Annotated in this window: 13 protein-coding genes and 1 pseudogene; 1 reads left to right on the forward strand and 13 read right to left on the reverse strand. The window is 44.0% G+C overall.

Annotated features, from left to right (window positions below; all coding sequences use genetic code 11):
* Positions 1-2: 2 nt before the first annotated feature.
* From MHB37_RS26010 to MHB37_RS26020, 3 genes are all read right to left on the reverse strand, one after another.
* Positions 3-908, reverse strand: a complete 906-nt coding sequence (locus tag MHB37_RS26010) for a sugar ABC transporter permease (RefSeq protein WP_036679607.1) — start codon at positions 906-908, stop codon at positions 3-5.
* A gap of 183 nt (positions 909-1,091) precedes the next feature.
* The gene (locus MHB37_RS26015; protein WP_076194604.1) at positions 1,092-2,744 is read right to left on the reverse strand and encodes an extracellular solute-binding protein; all 1,653 of its coding nucleotides are present in this window, start codon (positions 2,742-2,744) and stop codon (positions 1,092-1,094) included.
* A gap of 830 nt (positions 2,745-3,574) precedes the next feature.
* Positions 3,575-5,947 (reverse strand): YcdB/YcdC domain-containing protein, encoded by a 2,373-nt coding sequence (locus tag MHB37_RS26020; protein ID WP_405168679.1) that lies wholly within the window; start codon positions 5,945-5,947, stop codon positions 3,575-3,577.
* Between the two features lie 113 nt (positions 5,948-6,060).
* On the opposite strand from MHB37_RS26020, the gene MHB37_RS26025 reads away from it, so the two are divergent.
* Positions 6,061-7,056 (forward strand): serine hydrolase, encoded by a 996-nt coding sequence (locus MHB37_RS26025; RefSeq protein ID WP_340940909.1) that lies wholly within the window; start codon positions 6,061-6,063, stop codon positions 7,054-7,056.
* Between the two features lie 148 nt (positions 7,057-7,204).
* Here MHB37_RS26025 and MHB37_RS26030 read toward each other — a convergent pair.
* The 10 genes and pseudogenes from MHB37_RS26030 to MHB37_RS26075 all read right to left on the reverse strand — a co-directional run.
* Positions 7,205-7,501: pseudogene (locus MHB37_RS26030) on the reverse strand (HAD-IIB family hydrolase); the annotation flags it as partial.
* A gap of 197 nt (positions 7,502-7,698) precedes the next feature.
* Positions 7,699-8,787: a low temperature requirement protein A gene (locus tag MHB37_RS26035; RefSeq protein ID WP_405169624.1), complete on the reverse strand. Its 1,089-nt coding sequence runs from the start codon at positions 8,785-8,787 to the stop codon at positions 7,699-7,701.
* Positions 8,788-8,986: 199 nt separating this feature from the next.
* A complete protein-coding gene (locus tag MHB37_RS26040; RefSeq protein WP_081387615.1) occupies positions 8,987-9,979 on the reverse strand; it encodes a carbohydrate ABC transporter permease in 993 nt (330 codons plus the stop codon).
* A 3-nt stretch (positions 9,980-9,982) separates the two neighbouring features.
* Complete coding sequence (locus MHB37_RS26045) at positions 9,983-10,858, reverse strand: carbohydrate ABC transporter permease (RefSeq protein ID WP_081382489.1); 876 nt, start codon at positions 10,856-10,858, stop codon at positions 9,983-9,985.
* A 4-nt stretch (positions 10,859-10,862) separates the two neighbouring features.
* A complete protein-coding gene (locus tag MHB37_RS26050; RefSeq protein WP_405168680.1) occupies positions 10,863-13,235 on the reverse strand; it encodes a DUF5696 domain-containing protein in 2,373 nt (790 codons plus the stop codon).
* Positions 13,236-13,253: 18 nt separating this feature from the next.
* Positions 13,254-13,868 carry a YIP1 family protein gene (locus MHB37_RS26055; RefSeq protein WP_076277616.1) on the reverse strand — a complete coding sequence of 205 codons (615 nt, stop codon included), beginning with the start codon at positions 13,866-13,868 and terminating at the stop codon, positions 13,254-13,256.
* Positions 13,865-15,358: a hypothetical protein gene (locus MHB37_RS26060; RefSeq protein ID WP_405168681.1), complete on the reverse strand. Its 1,494-nt coding sequence runs from the start codon at positions 15,356-15,358 to the stop codon at positions 13,865-13,867. Before MHB37_RS26060 ends, MHB37_RS26055 begins: the two co-directional genes overlap by 4 nt.
* An 8-nt stretch (positions 15,359-15,366) precedes the next feature.
* Positions 15,367-16,227, reverse strand: a complete 861-nt coding sequence (locus tag MHB37_RS26065; protein ID WP_036679629.1) for a carbohydrate ABC transporter permease — start codon at positions 16,225-16,227, stop codon at positions 15,367-15,369.
* Between the two features lies 1 nt (position 16,228).
* Positions 16,229-17,194, reverse strand: a complete 966-nt coding sequence (locus tag MHB37_RS26070) for a carbohydrate ABC transporter permease (RefSeq protein WP_405168682.1) — start codon at positions 17,192-17,194, stop codon at positions 16,229-16,231.
* On the reverse strand, positions 17,191-20,121 hold the full coding sequence (locus MHB37_RS26075; RefSeq protein ID WP_339244741.1) for an extracellular solute-binding protein: 2,931 nt from the start codon (positions 20,119-20,121) through the stop codon (positions 17,191-17,193). The genes MHB37_RS26070 and MHB37_RS26075 overlap by 4 nt, the downstream gene beginning before the upstream one ends.
* Positions 20,122-20,184: the final 63 nt, after the last annotated feature.

Here is a 20,184-nt window from a genome sequence, read left to right on the forward strand (position 1 = left end):
CTCTAAAAAATCCGATATTTAGCAAAACGATACGCCAGATAATAACCCAGCCCGATAAATACGAAGGAAACTACCGATTTTATCAATCCTAGTGCGGTCGATACAGAGTACTGAGCATCCTGTAGACCAATTCGGTAAATCATCGTGTCCAAAATATCGCCTGATTCATACACTAGCGGGTTGTAGAGGTTGAACACTTGGTCAAATCCCCCATTCAGGACGTTGCCAAGGCTGAGTGTAAGCATCAGGATCATAATCGGGCGAATACCCGGAAGCGTAATATGCCAGGTCTGCTTCCATCTTCCGGCACCATCGATTACAGCAGCTTCATAAAGAGAGGAGTCAATGCTGGTTAAAGCCGCCAAATAAATAATCGTCCCGAATCCAAACTCCTTCCATTGATCTGTGATCACTAGTACGTATGGGAACCAGCTATTGTCCGCTAGAAATTGAATAGGCTGCATGCCTAGTGCTTTTAAAAGCATGTTGACAATCCCGCTGCTCGGAGACAGTACATCTACGATAATCCCGCCCAAGATAACCCATGAGAAAAAGTGCGGCATATAAATAATCGTCTGAATCGAACGTTTGAAGCCGTTTACACGAACCTCATTAAGCAATAAAGCCGCTATAACTGGCACGGTCAGCCCAGCAATAATTTTCATGACGGAGATAAATACAGTATTCCATACGACCTGACCAAAACCGGGAAGCTCAAACAAATAACGAAAGTTTTCGAGCCCTGTCCAGTTCATATTCTTAAACCCTGAAATCGGGGAAAAATTCTGGAAGGCAATTACAAGGCCAGCCATCGGAATATAACTAAAAATAATGATTACTATTAAGGCAGGTAAAATCATTAAATGGAGCGGAATATTACGTAGAAATTGCTTAGTATTAAAGTGCATATGCTTTCTCCTCCTTGTATCTCAATTATAGAGCAGCCCCAAATTGCCTTAATAGTGTAGCGTATTGACTTTAAGTATCTTTTGTTGACCTGGTTATCGAACCGAATAGCTGTTCAGCCAAAAAAAGAACTGCCCGTTTGTCATTATCATGACTAGGGGCAGTCCTCTTCTGCGTCGTTTTTACTAGTTTGCTTTTACGATATCATTTACTTCTTTCGTTATTTGATCTCCACCGAGCTTTTTCCAGTTGGCTACGAATTTGTCGAATTCATCGATAGGAAGACTTCCGTAAATGATTTTGACAAAGGTCTCTGCACGCAGTTTATCCAAGGTAGCCGCTTTGCTGTTCATCGTTTTAGTTGGGGCATAAATGAACTCATTCATCAACACCAAGTCATTGTCGCGGTAGTGTTTGATAACCGATTGTGAGCTAAGCGGCCCAAAGATCCGTTCCATATGCCATTTATCAAGATCTCCACCGCGGTAGCTTTGAATATCATCATAGAATAATTTAGCTTCAAGGCCCATGTTTGAGGTATCTCCCGATTCAAGGGCTTTTTCCACTTCATCCTGTGCCTTTACATTTTTGTTCGGTGGGAGGTTGGATACAACCGCGTTTTGGAAGCCCAGACCTGTGTCCCCGTTCAAATATTTTGCCCGTTCCGTTTTAGCGGACTCCCCAAACATTTTCTCTGCTTGGAAGTTAAGCAGCTTGATCAATGCCTCCGGATGCTCGTAGCCCTTACGGACCGCGAATACGCCTCCAATCGTAAGATGGTTTTGGGTTTTGGCAGGTTGGTCATCAATAGATTGTACTGGATAAGGCACCCAGTTAACATTTTGATCCTTTTTAATCATGTCCTTTACTTGGAAAGGGGCCCATTGCGGCAAAAATAACATACCGGATTTACCAGCATTCACATCCTCCATCGCTTTGGCAAAGTCTTTTACCCCAAACTCTGGATCAATGACTCCTTCTTTATACAATCTTTGCAGCTCCGCAAGTCCAGCCTTTACCTCCGGTTGAATCGTACCATTCACAACCTCGCCATCGGCGTTTTTGATCCAAGTTTCCAGGTAAGCATGGTACCCGAGTAGAAACGCATTGATTGGCAAGTCCTTGTTCAACGAAATGCCGTAAGTATCCTGTTTGCCATTTCCGTCTGGATCTTTAAATGTAAAGTCTTCTGCAATCTTAATAATATCCTGCATGGATGTTGGCTCTGCCAGATTCAGCTTGTCCATCCAGTCTTTTCGAATCCATATCATATCAGAGGAATCCAGCGAACCCGGGAAGCTTACCATCGCCATCAGTTTTCCATCTTTCGTAACCGGCTTAAGCCCTGCTCCGTCCTCTTCAGCGTAATATTCTTTGACAAGATCCGAAGCATATTTATCAAATACCCCGGTCAAATCCTCCAACATGCCAGCTTCATAAAGCTGCTCGAATTGCACCGTGGACACCTTTAACAAATCAGGTAAATCCCCGCTCGCCAAGGTAACATTCATTTTATCGTTATAGTTAGCATCAGCCACAATCCAGTCATAGGACACTTTAATCCCAAGCTCTTCCTCGTATCCTCTGGTCCAGATGTTATTGGAATGTGTATCGCCCTGCGCCAACGTCTCTTTGCCTGTTTCGTTCATCGTGGAGCGAAGTTTGATCGGCGGATCATATTTGGTTAAAGGGCCGCCTTCCATTTCCGTTTGCGCACTAGTGTTTCCCTCTGCGGTACTACTACTGTTTCCACTATTATTGCTGGAGCAACCACTGAAAACTAATGATAAAACAATGGCCGATGCCATTAAAGGCAAGCCTTTAATCTTTCTTTTCATCTATTGAACCTCCCTTATTTTCTATATCCTAATTGTAAGAAGAAAGCGTTAACACAGCGAGTGTGAACCGTTTACATTCGGTATCTTTTCTTTACCTATTCATGTTCGCCTAACAAAGCTCCGCTTTAGGGTCACTCTGATTATCATAATACTGTGAGTTTGTAAGTGTCTATGTATTGGTAATTAATTACACAAAAAAGAGGCTGATCCTTATGCTATCCCATAAGAATTTTAGCCATCAAGATTACCTATATAGTGAGCCGGCGGTTGCATAGTGTAGGCGGAATGGACTGAGGATTGCGTTGAGGATTACGCTGAGGAATGGACTGAGGATTGCGCTGAGAATTGCGTTGAGAATTGCGTTGAGAATTGCGTTGAGAATTGCGTTGAGAATTGCGTTGAGGATTGCGTTGAGGATTACGCGGAGGATTGAATTAAGCGTTGAATTAAGCATTGAATTACGCGGCATTACGCGTTTAATTGTATTTAGTACACTTATAATGCATCAAATCACTCGGCCAAAGGATATAAGTGTATTTCGTACACTTATATTCTTGCTTTTCTCGCCAATAGGTGAATTCTCTAGTTTTTAGTTGCAGAGAATGCAATTAAAGATACACATTCACCTTTTGCATAAGAAATAGCTGTATAGAATGCAGTTATTTTGCGGATTCCAGCAAGAATCGGCGCACAAAAAATGCTAAGAGAATACTGGAAACTGCATTTGCCAGATAGAGATGCTTTAGTCAATCCGCCGCGCTGCAAACTAAAAAACCAGGCAGCGATTCTCCAATCGTCGGAGAATCGCTGCCTGGCTGTCTTATTAACACTTATTGACCAATGATCTGATCGGTCTTTCCTTGCAGCTCCACTAGCTTCATGATCACCGAAGCCGCCTGCGCTTTTGTTACATTCTGCTGCGGATTAAACTTGCCGTTGTCATCCTTTAAGAGTCCCAATTTCACAACAAGAGCCACGGCCCCTTTATTGTTTATAGCTGAGCTATCACTAAACTGACTTACAGTCACATCTTTATCAAGATAAGCTGTGAGTTTATTGTATTTCAAGAAATTAGCCAGATGAACAGCAAGCTGTTCCCGGGTTAACTTACTCTCTACTTGCAGGCTTTCATCCTTATTGATCCATTTACGATCTGCTGCAAAAATAACTGCATCATAATATGAATTCTCTGGCTTCACGCCTGCCACAGTTTTTCGTTCATTATTATTATAATAATTGGTGAAATTTGGACTAGAAGCTTTGGCAAGATAGGATAACCAATCACCGACAGTTATTTCTTGATCCGGGTTCACTTTGCCATCGGCATCCGGTGTAATCACATGGTGGTTTACCAATTCTGATAATTCCCGCTCTGCTGCATGACCTTTGATATCCGTTGCAGATAGTTGAGCATCTTGCTGACCGAGGTAATCATACACCGCAACCCATTTTCCAGTGGCTGCATCCAAAACCTGATTCAATCCGTTAGATTCATCAAAGGTTGTATCATATACCAGCTTCACCTTCGGTGCGACATAGTTACTATAAGTATTGTATCCGCCAACCTGAGTATACTTCAGTTTAGTCTGATATTTAGGTTTATAACTTTCGAGCGCTTCTTTCTTGGAAATTGTTGCATCAGGCGATAATGTGATTCCATCGATACCGCTTATCCGATTCCCCATGTAAGAAGTCAGTCTGCCGTAAAGATCCAAGCTTACCGTAATGGTGCTGTCACTCACAGGAATTCCTTGATGATATCTAATAAACTGGTATCCATATCCTGATCCGTCTGAAGTCAAACTCGAATTATCCCCGTATTCTACCAGCTTTAGCTTCTGGCTCGCCTGAGGATATAGACTATTAATTATACTAAGCGCTTTCACCTTCGCTTCAGCCTCACTAAGCTTCTTACCTCCAGCAGGTGCCGGCTCTTCCTTCTTCTTATCCTGAATAGCACCATAAGCTTGAACCTGGTACTGCAATACTTCACCGGTCTTTGCATCGATCTCGGCAGAGGATTGTTCTGGAAAGCCAGCACCAATGTAACGATCATTTCCATTACTGCCCCAGTATAGCTGCCAGATTTTCCGATCTGAATCCTGATAGTCATTTCTCAAGGTTTGCGAGATCAATTTACGATCTGCCGGGATATAAGCAACCTTCTCTACAAGCTGTGCTGCTTCTTTTGCAGAAAGCTCTGTACTAGAACTTCTTGCCTGAAAAACATCCTTGCTCTTCGCTACTTCTGAATACACGACTGAGGTGGATACGGATTCTTTTCCTTCATAATCTATCCGCTTGCCCGTTAATGCATCGATAGGATATAGAGACTGATCTATTGGACGCCAGCCTAGAATCCAGTTGTTAGGTTTTCCGTTCTTATAAATAGGAATGTAAAATAGGCCCACATCAAACTGTTCCGCAAATTGCTTCTGTGCTTGCTCCAAGGTAATCTTGGGCTGTGCAGACGGGTACTCAAGCCCTTGAGAAGACTTAGAGAATTGCGTTACATTTCCGTTACCATCCACAACTATGTTAATGCTGTCCGATCCAGAAGGAATACCATTTTTCAGAATACTGAAGTTATATCCATATTGAACAGGACCGAATAATGATTCCGAAAAATAACTATAACCAACATTCTCATTTAATTGCAGCTCACTGCTCTTAACCGATGAGGCTGCCTTAGCCACAAAAGTCTTGGCGATCTCCAATGCCTGAGTCTGCGATACTTTCGGTGGATAATAGGATTCGTTCTTCTCCTGGGAGAATGAGAGATAGGTGTTGATGATATCACCATTAATGGCGTCTACCTCACTGCTAAAACCATATCCTATATTCCCTTCTTGAACCTGCCACTGAATATGCCAGATCATTTGATTTGCTGGAGCTGGGTAGCTTTGGTTAGATCCCAGTTGAACATTGTTTACAGTTGCATCTTTTAGAGATGGGAATAGTTCTTTTAACTTTGCAATGGCTTGCTCCTGCGTGAATTTCACTTTTGCAGGATCAGCCTCAGATTTCGTAGTCGTAGCTGGAGCCGCTGATTGCGTACTAACCTGCGTTACGGAAGTGTTGCTGCTAACAGATATAGAATCGGCTGCGGCTAAGCCAGGGGGTAAGAGTAACGCGAGTGCAACGGAAGTGATTAATACCGTTTTAGCTGTTTGATGAACAAAAAGAGTACTATTGCTTTTCAAAAGAATTCATCCTCCTCTAACACGTGATTCATATTATTATACAGATATTTTCTTGTATTTTCCATAATTATTTAACGACAGGAAATTACGACATTTTTGTGATGTGAGCTATAATGGTAAACAGTTGCAGCTATAATTCATCTAGAAAGGGGGTCACCGACATTACTGACTGGAACCTTCAGCCGCTTATTGACGGTATTACTAACCTAGACATTCGCAGTTGTTTGATCATTCAACATGGAGAACCCATACTGGAGCATTACCGCGATCCACAAATCGCTGAAGAGCTTGGCAAAATCAACTCGTGCACCAAAAGCATACTCTCCGCCTTAGTTTGCATAGCCATAGATAAACAAATGATTCCACCTCCAGACACACCTATTTCTTTATTTTTTCCTTCATTAAAAGAAGATCGTGACCCACGTAAAAGAGAGATCACTATCGAACACTTATTAACGATGACCGGAGGCTTTAACTGGACAGAGTTTGGTGGGCAGAATTCTTTTCCGGCCATGACTAAAACCGCAGACTGGATAAAATTTGTGCTTGCACAGCCATTAGCTCATACACCAGGAACCGTGATGACTTATAACTCAGGCTCCTCTCAGCTCTTGTCCGCAATCCTGCGTGATTGTGCTGGACAGGCGGTTGCAGAATTTGCCGAAGACCAGCTGTTTCAACCACTTGGCATTCAAAGCTATCACTGGGAGAGCGATCCGCAAGGCATACATACCGGTGGGTTCGGACTTCATCTGAAGCCGGAGGATATGCTGAAATTCGGCTTACTTTATTTGCAAGAGGGACGCTGGAAGGATCAGCAAATCCTTTTTTCAGATACAATTCAGCAATCTACTCGCCCTTACGTTGAAGCCAATCATCCGCAAAAAGGATTCTACGGCTGGCATTGGTGGGTATCCCAATTCAATGCAGGTTCAGAGCAACAGCCGAACGAGATCCCTTATTATTTTGCACTCGGCTTTAAAGGGCAGCATATCATTGTAGTTCCTGCTTACGAGCTGGTTGCCGTTATCACCGCGGATAAGTACAAAAAAGGCTCTCCTGCAAATGTTTTCGGCCGATTTATTGTGCCAGCTCTTCTAGGGCAGTAAGAACCAGGAATCACATGCAGTTCTATGTGTGGATACCACACAATCCATAAAGCAGCCGCAGCCATAGACTGATAAAGTCTTGGGCTGTCGCTGTTAGTTTTGTACAAATGATCGCTATTAATTTTTCTTCAACTCGTTTGCTGCAAGCTTAAATGACGCCAAATTTCTTTAATGCGTAGGCTATCCCGCCTTCACTTGCTTTTTTTGTAACAAAATCGGCTTTTTGTTTTAACTGTTCCGCACCGTTTCCCATCGCAATGCCCAATCCCACATACTCCAACATGTCGATATCATTCCCACCGTCACCAAACGCGATAGCCTCTGACTTGCAAATATTCAGATAATCCAGCACCTGTTTAATCGCCGTTGATTTAGAAACTTGTGTTTCTTCAAGCACATTCATAACGTATCCGTGAAAACGTTCGAACCATAATTCAGGAAATCTTGGGATGCTTCTATCAATTTCACTCACTAGAGTACCGTCCACATCAAAAAATACAATCTTATACATATTATGAAATAAGCCTCCCCGTTCGATCGTAACTAGATAGATTATATTTCATGGGATCTAAAACAAGAAGGAAGCCGATCACACGGATCGGCTTCCTTCTTGTTTTCTTATTCAGCTTCAGCACAACAAGCTTACGTCGTTAATTTTGCATATACCACAAAAAATAACATCATTTCACCAATGATCAGGTAATTAGGTATAAGGAACAACAAATCTACTGCGAAAAAAACACCAAGTAAACCTAATAATAACGTCAAATGGAATATCCCTAACCGTTGCTGTATACGTCTATATTTATGGAAGACCAGTGAGGTAGAGAAGAAGTAGAGCAGGACCGATCCAAAAATAAAACACACCATAAATGTATAATTTAATTGATCTAAAAATAGCAGTTGGATCGACGCTGCAATCATACTCAAGGATACATAAATAAATAAATGCCCGTAAATTATGGTTTGCCCGGCAGTCTCTATAGTCTTATCCACTTTCTTTTCAACATTATCAAAATATTGCCACCACATAGCTATAATTAATAGAAAAGTTAATAATGCAAATACAACAGAATGCCACGTCCAGTGGCTAGACTGTAAAACCGCAAGGATACTGACCACTGATTCCCCAAGCAGAATAAGCGTAAACAACGAAAAGCGTTCCAATAAATGATGAGTATTGATCGGACTTTTTACCAAGTATTTCCGGCCTACTAATGGAAGCAGAATGTCTACAGTAATTCCCGCATACAAAACTACATAACGCATCCAAGAGTCAAAGAAAAGTGATAAAGAAGAGATCACTAATCCAATCCAAAATCTGCTTCCCAAATACCGGGCAGTGCCCTTTCTATCAGCCGCTTCATTCTTATTTATCGTAAGATATTGAATGGCTGTCATAGCTCTTAAACCAACATAACCTATTAAGAATGGCATATAATATTGATCAAAATTAACCGATAAACTCGCCGTCATTATTAATACAAAAAATAATTGTAGAATCAAGAATATCCGATGTGAAAAGATATCTTGCCCAAACCGATTCACAAAAAGCGATTGCCCTACCCAAGCCCACCAGATCGGAATAAATATTAAGATAAATTTGGATAAGTATTCAAGTGGAATTGTACCCGCCTCTACATGCAATAGGACATGGCTCGCTTTTGAAACTGCTGCTACAAAAAGCAGATCATAAAATAGCTCCAGCCAAGTAACTTTCTTCTCAGCAATGGATACTGTACTGTGCTCAAATCCCGATGTGCGTTTATTCATCGTCTGACTCCCTTGGTTTGGATGTGTATTTCTAATACAGTTTATCGAATACTTATCCATCTTAACCGAATTGATATACTAATTTGAAGACCCTTTACCTAAAAATAAAACCAGCAAGCCTCCACACAGGGAGCTTGCTGGTTTTTAGTAAATAAAGTTATTCCCCGGCAATACCGGAGCGTTCCACACTTTCTACAAAATGACGCTGTACGAACAAATACAGAATCAGAATTGGCAGAATGGTTAGAATACAGGCCGCCATAACCTGATTCAGTCCAGTTGGGGCCATCCCAATAGAACCCGAAGTCATTTGCGACATCGTCTCCGCTGCCTGATTATTGGAACCATAAAACATCGCTAATCGCTGCGACAGATTATAGAAATCCGGTGTTGTTAAATACGTATTCGGTTCAAAGCTGTCATTCCAGTGCCATACCACAGAGAACAAGAATACGATCAGCATTGCCGGCTTGGCGATAGGAAACATGATTTTCCAGTACGTTCTGAATGCGCCTGCACCGTCGATACGTGCTGCTTCCTCCAACACTTTAGGCATTCCGCGATAGAACTGAATAAAGATCAGTACGAATAATGCCCCCTTCAACCCGTGCCCAAACATAGAAGGAACCACAAACGGCAAATGTGTATTAATCCACCCCAAGTCACTAAAGAACAAATACAGTGGCACAACAATCGTCTGCGGTGGAACTAGAAAAGTAAACAGCAGCAGAACGAAACATACTGCGTAGCCTGGAAAACGGTATCTGGCAAAACCATAACCGATTAAGGAACAGCTTAAGATTTGCAGAACCGCACTCCCGAAGGAAATAATCGCACTATTTGCGAACCCGGCCCAGAATTTAAGCGAATCCCATGCCAGAAAATAGTTGCCAAAACTTATCTTTTTCGGAAGCCATTGCACTGTGGCATCAGCTACGTCTGTTACTTGCATCATGGATTTGGATACCATGTATAACAAGGGATATAGGAATACGAACGTTAAGCTGAGAATAACCAAGTAATAAAAAGCGATATTCAGCACCTGAAGCGAACGTTTCACGACCCTGTCCAGCCTGCCGCTTGCTTTTAGACGAGTTGTCAGATGTTCCATGTTCGTTGTCCGAACCTGCTTTACGGATTCCTTCAACATCTTCTACTTCCTCCCTTCGGTGGCACCGAGCGACTTGCTGAATAACAGGAAGACCAAACCCAGAACCAAGAAAATAAACACAAAATAAATCCAGCCCATCGCTGAGCCATATCCAAAATCATTATTCTTAAAGACGACATTCAAAATATGACTCATGATTTGATTATCTGCCTTCGTGAATGAGCTGACGATACTAAACAATGTGTTTACGAGCATCATCGGCATAATCATCGGGAAGGTGATTTTCCAAAAGCTCTCCCACGCGGTTGCTCCATCACATTTGGCCGCTTCATACAGTGAAACAGAAATCGTCTGTAACCCCGCTAGAAAAATCAGAATTTGCACGCCAGAATCCCACATCACCAGCGTTAAAGATTCTGCATATTTCAGCAACGACTTCAAAATGTCGCCGGGGATAAAGTTATGGAGCTTATCATATAAATCCTGGTTATAAAAAATCGGTAAATTTGCGGCACCCTGATCCATCAATTTGCCCAGGATCGCCCCTGAAGCAATGATGACCGGCAAAAAGAATACGCCACGGAAAAAGGTTTTTCCTACGAGTCCGCGATTTAGCAGAATCGCACAAAAGAGCGAAAAGATAAGAATTAACGGAACCTGAGTCACCGTCGACACCATCGTCGATTTAAGCAGAGGCAAGAAATTAACATCTGTAGTAAAAGCGGCGCGATAATGCTCCATCCCAACAAAAGTGGCCAGTAAGCCGCCTTTGCTCACTTGGAGATCCTGAAAGGAATAATACAAGGAACGGCCCAGCGGAACAGCCATAAACACCAGAAATCCGACCAGCCACAGGCCGATGAAGGAATATCCTTCAACGAAATAACGCGCTCGCATCGATAGCTTTGATTTTTTCACTTCATCATCCTCCTGTTACCGCATAGCTGAATGCCTCGACGGTCTGACCAGACACGTCAACGGACTGCTCATTATAGTTGACTATAATGCTCACACCGTTTGCATAAGTCGTCCGAAAGACCTTACTTTGCAGCTGCTCATGATTCGTCATTTGCTGGTTGCTAATGCTGTCATAGACCTCTTTCAATGTGAGATAATTCTGCACAGAAGGTGCCAGCCAGTTCTCAAGACTAGAGCTGAACAGCCGGTCTGCCATGGTTCTCTGAAGATCGCTAGTCGGAGCATAGGTTAATTCATAACTTGGAAGGGCTCCATATTCCAGCGCCCGTAAGGTTTGGTTACGGGAATCATCGTACAGATTAACCGGGCTTGCTGTATAAGGCACTAAGCCGTGTAACACTAGTTGATAAAAAGGAATCGCCCGATCTGTATAGACAAATTGACTGGAGTCGAGCGGCACCTGATCAATCCGGTTCACATGTCCTAATGTATAGGCAAAACCATAATCTACTGCCGTGTTAAGCTCACCCTTACGGAAGTTATCCAATGCATTAACATAAGTATCTTCTGTAAGCTGGCGGTCCGTATTGGATTTATTATCCTCATCGGAGTATAGCAAGCTTCCAAAGTGTTCAAACTGCACACCCTTCACACCCAGATCCTGAAACTTGCTTAACTCAGCATTACTGCGTTTTGCGATAACACTAGGTTTCATTAAATAAAAATAGTCATCCGTATTCCACCGGGTGGAGAGATAATAGACGTACTGCTTCAAGACTTCACGATTAATACCGCGCACAGCATCTCTGCTTGCCTTCACGCCGTTGCTATCTTGGTAAGGTTTCACGTAGTTAGCTTTCAAATAAAGATTTACGCCCTTGCCTGCGGCATATTCCTGAAGCTCTTTTAGTCCCTTATTGCCTCCCAGCTTCTTCTCAACAGGGAATTGTTCTGGCTGGTTTCCGTATAAACCATTTTTGGACCATCCCTCGATGGTAATCTCTAGCTGAGTAACACCCTCTGCCTGATATTGATCAATCATGTCCTTGATTTGTTTAAACGTAGCTGCTTCTATAAAAGTTGAACCGATGACTTCATCACGTGAAATCCCGCCGAGCACTTGAAGATACAATGGCGTGTTCTCAAGAACTACTTCCTTGACCTTTTTCTCCTCCATTAAGTAATTACGGTATTCCTTCGCCATCCCAACGTAGTTGGCTTCCTCACCTTGGAGCAGAACATAACGTACGTTACGATCGGTTTTGATCATCTCACCCTGATAATAAGGAATTTGGCCGGAATTGCCGACAAAAATAACATCATCCTTGCGCAGGGTAAATTCACTTGATGCTCTATAAAGCGAAATAGCGCGAATGCCTGATGGAACACCGTTGATTTTAGCGTCGGTATCTCCCTTAGTAACAATTGCTAAATATCCTGTGTCTCCCTGATAGATCCCAAACACTGGCAAGGCGATAGCTTTTTTAAGAGGTGCCGCCTTTTGCCAAGAGTTATCCGTAATTTCATGATTTTGTTTCACGAAGGTTTCGTCCCCGCCGTAAATGTATTCAGAATAACCTTTCAAATAAGCGGGATGATCTTTCCGAAACTCCAGCAATGCCCCTGAACCATCTGGAAGCATCATTGCCCCCTCTGCATCTTCTCTAGCCGCATGAAAAAATGGCAGCACCTCCAGACTCGTGAATTTCGCATTCCCCTCTTCCTTCAAATACTCCTGTGGAATGGAAGCCTCAAATCCATTAGCAGTCAGTCTGTACTCCAGAGCAAAAGAAAGCTTCAGGCTAATAAAAGCAAACTCCGCGCGGACGACATCTTGCTCAATCGTTACGGTAACCGTGGAGTCTTCATCTTTAAGTGGGTAGACCTGTGTAATGTCAGCCCCCTGTGTGTATCTGGCATAAATCGGCGCGGTCGTATATTTCTTAATATTTGGCATGGCTGTTCGCTCCAGCTGTGGAGATCCAAGCCACTCCTTGTTTGTGATTTTATCTGTGATGCGAAGATTTCCCGATTTCTCATCTACATATAAAATATAGCGTTCGTTCTCCAGTGCTTTTGTTCCAGGCGTGACCGGCTGCAGCTCAACCTTCTGAACAAGTGCTGCTACAGCTGTTGGAGCCTGCTCTTCTGCCGGAGCCGTGGTCTCCTTTTCTTGCACAGCAGTGGCCTGCCCTTCAGCTGGTTCAGTCACCACCGATGTTTGCTCTTGCCCAACCTCTTTGCTTTCTTCAGTCTGAACAGACTGCGTAGCGGTGGACGGATCGGCGGAACTGTGTAGGGGTTGAACATTTATCACTGCGAACAGCATCATCACAACAATACAGAGAATGCCCCGCACTTTAACTTTTTTTCTCATCGTGTTACCTTTCCCTCCTTACGCGCGCAATCTCAATTCTTTGAGCAGATCGACAATAAATGAAACAAATTGATTGGAAATACCAAATAGCAAAATGCCTACAAACCAGATAATGGCGATCCCTATTACACTGATTATGGTGATAAAAATAACCTTGCGAATCTCAAAATCATGCAGGATCTTCACCTTCATTAAAATCAACCAAGCCACCCAAAGAATCACAAACTTGTGCAGCAGATTGAAGGTTGAAGCCTCATCCAGCGAAAGGACCAACGTTAGCAGTGTGACTGGGATGATAAAGAGCATGTATGGAACAAGCGCAAAGGCACTGCCCACAAAAATCTCTTTAAATTTCCCCTCACCATCCATAATCGTACTGACACCCCAGTTCGAGATACACCAGGTCAACCAAGGAACGATAAGCCAAATAAACTCATGAAACATAGAGATTTCATGCGGCTCTCTAGTTTGAAAAGCATACCCTGTAATTAGAATCGAGATCATTCGTGCCACAAAGGTCAGTAGAACGATGGCAATCCCCTGTATCCAGCGGATACGCTGCTTTCCCTGAATATCGTTATAGAACTGATAAGGATGAACTACAACCTGATGAATCATTCGCAAAGTGTTCATCCAATCTCCCCCTTTGCCGGGTCCAATACTGCCTTGTTTCCTCTATACAGCCAGGTATGGAATCTCCGGTATAATCTCGGCGCACTCCAGAACAGTACTAAGAACAGTCCAATTCCGCCGGCGAAGAAATAAGTAAAGTGCTCCCGGATATACAATTTACGATATTCGCGGAAAGCGGATGAATAGTCAGCTTTGGAATTTGAAAGCTTGAAATAGCTCATAGATTCCTTATATTGCTCTGCTTTATAAAGCGCTTTGCCGATAGCCTGATAAGCCATATCATAATTGGCGTTTAATCGCAGCACCTCTTGCCATAAGGATTGCGCTTCGTCATAGCTGCCATCTACATATAGCAAAGATGCCTGATGAACCAAATCCGCAAACGGCGTGGTCCGGAAGCGATCGATTCTGCCCCGTCCTTTATCCACTACATAGATGAGACCATCAGCGGTTTGATCTACGGCGGAAGGAGTCACGAAGAGTCCATTCTGATCCCCGATCCCGCCGAAGCTGAATAACAAATTCCCCAGCTTGTCATATTGGAAGACTTTACTGGACTGCAAATCCAGCGCGGTTATAAATCCGTTCTTATCAATACTGATCCCCATAAAGGAAGCCATACTGAATGGACCCTCGGAGTAATAATCGCCGTACCAGCGTTTACCAATGTTCAGCGTATCTACGCCTACCGGAGATAACCGTTTGATCTGGTTATACTCTTCGCCCAGGGTCGTGCTGTAGATAAATCCTTCTTCATCCAGATCCACGTTGGAGAACTCAGAAGGTTTAACGGTCGCCAGCTGGTTCTGCTGCTCTTTGGTGGCCACCAGCTTAATTAAGAGTCGTGTCCAGGAGAAGCCTACATGGTTCGCTCCATAGAACCCCTTGAACTTACCGCCCGAGTCAATTTGCAGCAACCCCTGCGCGTTACCATCGCTCACCACATACATATAATCACGCTTATCTACAACTAATTTAGAAGGAGAATAAGAGAAATTAGCACCCAGTAATGGGCTATCCGGTTTTAGAAACTCTTTTACGAACTTGCCATTTTTATCAAAAATAGCAATACGCGCGTTTTTTGTATCTGCTACATATACCGTTCCATCCTCTTTCACGAATACACCCTTCGGCTCCTGCAGCTTGCCGCTGCCCTCCGCATCACCGATCAGATTTAGCAGACGACCGTCCTTATCCATATGAACAATACGGCTATTGCCCGTGTCTACTACGTAGAGTGAATCGTCATCACTAATAAAGAGAGATTCCGGATTTTTGAAGGACCCCGTATCTGTTCCTGTTGGATCGATAGAAGAATCGTAGAGATAACCATTAATCGAGCGGACCTCATTGCCGGACTGATTCCATGTATACCCCTCATACGGGGCTTCGCCAGCTAGCGCCTGCCCTGGAAGCAGCAGCACTGGCAGTGTCAGCGTCACCAGTAGCCCTGTTAGCAGCATTTTTTTCATATTACGTCCTATCATCATGACTCCCCCTATTCCTTCAGCCCCGAATGGGCCATTGTCTGAAGCACCATCCGCTGCGTTAATATAAAGACAAGAATAGTCGGGAGAATCATCAAGAAGCTTGCTGCTGCCAAAGTGCCTACCCTAGCAACGACTCCGGCTCCACCACTGATGGTTTGGATGGCAAGCGGCAATGTCTTCATTTCCTGAACAGTCGTATAGACCATTGAAGGATACGGATCATTCCAAGCAGAAATGAAGCTAAATAAAGCAAAAGTCGAAATCGCCGGCTTAAGCATTGGCATCACAACCACCCAGAATACCTTCCATTCTGAAGCCCCGTCTATGCGGGCCGCCTCTAATAAAGCGTCTGGAAGCTGCCGCAGGAACTGGGTCATAAGAAACATTCCCATCGGTGCAGCCAGATAAGGTAAGATCATTGCAAAATACGAATTCATTAATCCGCTGCGGCTAATCAGCAGATATTGCGGTATTTGCAATACTAGGGGTGAAAACATCAGCGCCGCCACAATCATACTAAAGATAGCGCTTTTAAATGGCATATTGTGCTTGGCAAGCGGATAAGCCGCCATTGCTGAAATTAAGACACCCCCGACCACAATCCCCGATGTAACGACCACGCTATTGAAAATAAACCGTGAGAACGGCACCGCCGAAGTTCCGGTAATTAACAGCAAATCACGAAAGTTCACCAACGTCGGATTCACTACGAAAAACCGCGGTGGGAACAGGAATAGTTCGCTTGTTGGTTTTAAAGCAGTCACTGCCATATAGACAAGTGGCAGCAGCATAATTAGGCCAAACACCGTTAAGAACAGATATAAAAAGATGCCGCCATAGTCAATACGCCTTAAATTTATTTTGTGCATCCTAATCCCTCCCCAGCACTTTGAAGATGAGACGGTTGAGCCCAAGCATCAAAGCGAACAGTAATACAGCAATCGCTGACGCATATCCCATCTCAAAGCGGATAAATGCGTAGTCGAACAGATGCGCCATAATCGTATGGCCTGCATAAAGGGGACTCGGAAATCCAACAAGCCGCATACTGACGTCAAATACGGTAAGCGAACCGACCACCTGCATCACCGCACCGAATAATAGCTGCGGTTTGACGCATGGAATTGTAATGTACCAAAGCTCCTGCCAGCGGTACTTGACCCCATCAATTGAGCCAGCTTCATATAAATCTGTCGGTACATTTTGAAGTCCGGCCAGAAAAGCAAGGAAACCTACCCCCATACTCATCCATAAGGAAACTATGATGATCACCGGTACGATCGAATCTACATTTTGTAGAAATAAATAAGGTTCATTGATAATCCCCAGCTGAATGAGCCAGTGATTGAGCAACCCCTTGCGGTCGCCGGCGAACAAATACAACCAAACCACGGACATTGCTACTGCACTTGTAATCGATGGCACATAGTAGCATAGGGTATAGAAAAAGCGGAACTTCTGCGGAATCTGGCTAATCAGCCAGGCCAGCAAGAAGGCCATAATATAACCTATCGGACCTGTAATAATAGCAAATTTCAGCGTAATCCCAACAGCTTTAAGAAAGATATCGTCGTCTACAAACAACAGCTTATAGTTAGAGAAGCCAATGAATCTCGGTGTCTCAATAATGTTGTAATAGCTGAAGCTTAGAACGACGGACATGATAATAGGAACAATAGTAAAAACGGTGAACAGAATCAGGAAAGGGGCCAAGAAATAATAGGAAACTTTATTTTTCTTGATATCCAACCAAAGCTGAGCCCATTTCCCGGGAGTTTTCGTCGGCTGCATCTGTACGGCTTCGTTCTGTGCCGGTGTAATTGTTTCACTACTCATTTCTGACCTCCTTCCTCTTTAGCGCTTGAAGTCTGGGAAGTTTCAATTCCGAACTCTTCGCGTTTCTTACTAAGCTCTTTATTGATTTCACGCACACCTTGCTCCATCGCCTCCCGCGGGAATTTACCGTTGAGCACAATTTCATTCCAGATGTTGGCGATATGCCGGGTCGTGTAATATCCTCCAAGCACCACTTCGCGCTCTTTAAACCACTCCCACTGTTCCATAATGGCGTCGATATCATCTTGCTGCCACGGCAGACGTTTGAGCGCTTCAACATTGGCTGTATTCCAACGAGCTTCAACACCCAGCAAAGACTCAAGCTCTGAGCCGAAGTTCTCCTGTGCATCCGCACTGGTCCACCATTTCAGGAACTCCCAAGACTCTTCTTTCATATCCGTATCCTTAAAAATAATTCCTGTCTGTGCAAGCCCGCCTGTAGAACGGTTAATCTGTCCATCGGCTTGTTCAATACCCGGCATTGGTTTCATGCCCCACCAGCCTGTCAACTCAGGTGCGGCAGTAGATAACAGAATGTATGTGGAATAATCAGCAACGCCGATTGGCATCTCTCCAGAACGGAAACGGTTATAGAAATCCGCTTGTTTCTGCAGCTTGTAGTTCGTAAAGAGTCCCGTCCACATTTTCATAGCTGTCAGTGCTTCTGGTGAATCCAGATCAGACAACATCCCATTATTCTTATAGAAATCCCCGCCATACTGGAATAAGAACGGCGCAAACTCATTAATGGCTAGACTCGGATTGTTCGGGGCATGTGGATAATAGAAGTCCATCCCGTTTTGTTGCAGCACAGGAATCAGTTCCATAACCTCTTGCCACGTATTCGGAATATCCTTCTCGCTAATGCCCAGCTGTGCCATAATATCTTTCCGGTAAAAGAGCATCGTGAAGTTCTGATTCTCCGGCAATGCGAAGTCTCCGTTATCATACTTATAAGGAATCAGTGCGCCCGCTCTGAAACGTTCAGCAACCTCTTGATAATCCGAGAATTCATTCAGATTCACGAGTGAATTCCGCACCGCGAAGTCAATCGGCACTTCACCCTCAACCCCCAGTGCCACATCGGGAGCAAGTCCGGCAGTATTGGCTAATAACAGAATCTGCTTCTGATCCGCTGCAAGCGTAGGAATAATATTGACGTTCACCTTGATGCCCGTGTTTGGTGTAAAGTCCTCATCCACCATTTGCTTAATGATCTCCGCCCAATCACGTCCACGAGAGATCCAGACATCCAGCACCTTTTCATTTTTGTACGTATTTCCTATGCCGCTGTAATCCTTTGTAAAAGAACTAAAGAAGTCATACGTCATCGTCCCTACACGGGTATACCAAGGAGCCGCGTCTTTAGGCCATGGCTGATCTTCCGACTTCACTTCAATATAGTCCATTACAATACTCTGCTTCATTAATCCGTTGACCCATAAGCCAAGCGATGACTGCAGATCCGTAAATTGCTGAAGACGACCTGGAATACTTGAGGTATCCTTCGCCATTTCCAGGAACCGATCACGTGCTTCATAAAGCGTACTCAGCTCAGAGCTTCCATCAGCAACGCCAAAAGCATACATATCCTGCACGGCATCATCCAACGTCCGCGCCATCAAATGTAAACGTGGCACAAGATTAGGAATGTTCTGCTCCAGCTGCCAATCCCCGTTTGGATCAGGGTTCGTTCCCGTTACCTGCGTGATTTCACGTCCCAAAAGAGACATTTTATGTGTAGTGTTCAGCACAGCTTCAATCATTCCGCCTACACCCGATACTTGAACTTCCATCCGCAACGTATGCTTGCCTTGTTCGAGATAAAAGAAGTATTCTCCGTCCTCATTTCCCAGCTTGTTTACTTGCCATTCCGCTTTGTAAGGGAATTTCAAGGCATTCAGCTCTTGGAACGGTACCTCGCCATCAATCATAATCCGGCGTTCCACCGGTATCCCGTTTAGGAACCACTGGCCGTAACGAATTGCGATATTGTAGAGCCCTGACTCAGGAATCTCGAAATCCCATTCCGCCCATTGTCCACCCGTACGCCACCCGACACCCCCAAAACTATTAAGCACAATAGCATCTTTGTTAAAAGGTTCGGTGAGTGGCTCCCGGTCCTCGATCCGCTTCAGCGTTGGATCTGAACGAAGGGAGGATTCTTCTGCCTGAATTTTGATCACTTGATTCTGAACAGGCTTGTAACCCTTATTCTCATACTCCTGCTTCACTTCCGCATAAGTCGGGAGCGGTTCTGGAGAAAATATTCTCAGTTCACTAAGTGCGGCCGGCTCCCGGATGGCTTCCAGCTTCACCGTATGCTCCCCTTTGGTCAGATAAAAGCGAAAGGGATCCGCAGTTCTGGCCTCGGCATCTCGAAACTCCCGATATTGCCAGCCTGTTACCTCTTCCCGCTTGGGATTAAATTCATTCCCTTGATTGTCCAGCCATGGCTCTGCACTTTCCTTCCACATCCGCTGGAATTCCATTTTTTTTACTTGAGAGAATAAATACTCCCCATCAATCTTTACGCTTCGAATGATCGAGGATCGTTTACCAGGAAGGGCATAATACTCCATCCCCATCTGATACAACCCATCTGCCGGAACCGTAAATGTATATTCCACCCAGCTATCCTCTGCTTTAAGCGCTAGTACCTTGCCGGGTTTTCCACCAAGATCCGTCATTACCTCTGTACCTTCAGCACTAATGGCCGTATAATCCGCCGAAGGAATAGCAAGCGTAAAATCCGATGAGTCCTTTGCTCCATCCTGCTGTTTTTCCTCGTAATAGCTTAAGTAAGAGGCTTCGAGTTTTGAATTCACACTATCGCTTTCTAAAATAGAGCTTTCATCAACATCCGCATAAACGGGGACGCCCTCCATCGCTGAATTATCAAACCCTCGTGATTGATTCCACCACATTAGGGAGACTCCTAAAAGTACCAGTAACAACAAACTAATCTTATATTTTCGCAGTATGCGTAA

The sequence above is a fragment of the Paenibacillus sp. FSL H3-0286 genome, from assembly GCF_045040705.1.
GTDB classification, from domain to species: Bacteria; Bacillota; Bacilli; order Paenibacillales; family Paenibacillaceae; genus Paenibacillus_AQ; species Paenibacillus_AQ odorifer.

Bases quoted from the DNA above. Each gene is read 5' to 3' on its own strand.
- MHB37_RS26010 (WP_036679607.1), bottom strand. From the start codon at position 908: ATGCACTTTAATACTAAGCAATTTCTACGTAATATTCCGCTCCATTTA.
- MHB37_RS26025 (WP_340940909.1), top strand. From the start codon at position 6,061: ATGGTAAACAGTTGCAGCTATAATTCATCTAGAAAGGGGGTCACCGAC.
- MHB37_RS26040 (WP_081387615.1), bottom strand. From the start codon at position 9,979: ATGTTGAAGGAATCCGTAAAGCAGGTTCGGACAACGAACATGGAACAT.
- MHB37_RS26015 (WP_076194604.1), bottom strand. From the start codon at position 2,744: ATGAAAAGAAAGATTAAAGGCTTGCCTTTAATGGCATCGGCCATTGTT.
- MHB37_RS26065 (WP_036679629.1), bottom strand. From the start codon at position 16,227: ATGCACAAAATAAATTTAAGGCGTATTGACTATGGCGGCATCTTTTTA.
- MHB37_RS26050 (WP_405168680.1), bottom strand. From the start codon at position 13,235: ATGAGAAAAAAAGTTAAAGTGCGGGGCATTCTCTGTATTGTTGTGATG.
- MHB37_RS26055 (WP_076277616.1), bottom strand. From the start codon at position 13,868: ATGAACACTTTGCGAATGATTCATCAGGTTGTAGTTCATCCTTATCAG.
- MHB37_RS26075 (WP_339244741.1), bottom strand. From the start codon at position 20,121: ATGTGGTGGAATCAATCACGAGGGTTTGATAATTCAGCGATGGAGGGC.
- MHB37_RS26070 (WP_405168682.1), bottom strand. From the start codon at position 17,194: ATGAGTAGTGAAACAATTACACCGGCACAGAACGAAGCCGTACAGATG.
- MHB37_RS26060 (WP_405168681.1), bottom strand. From the start codon at position 15,358: ATGATGATAGGACGTAATATGAAAAAAATGCTGCTAACAGGGCTACTG.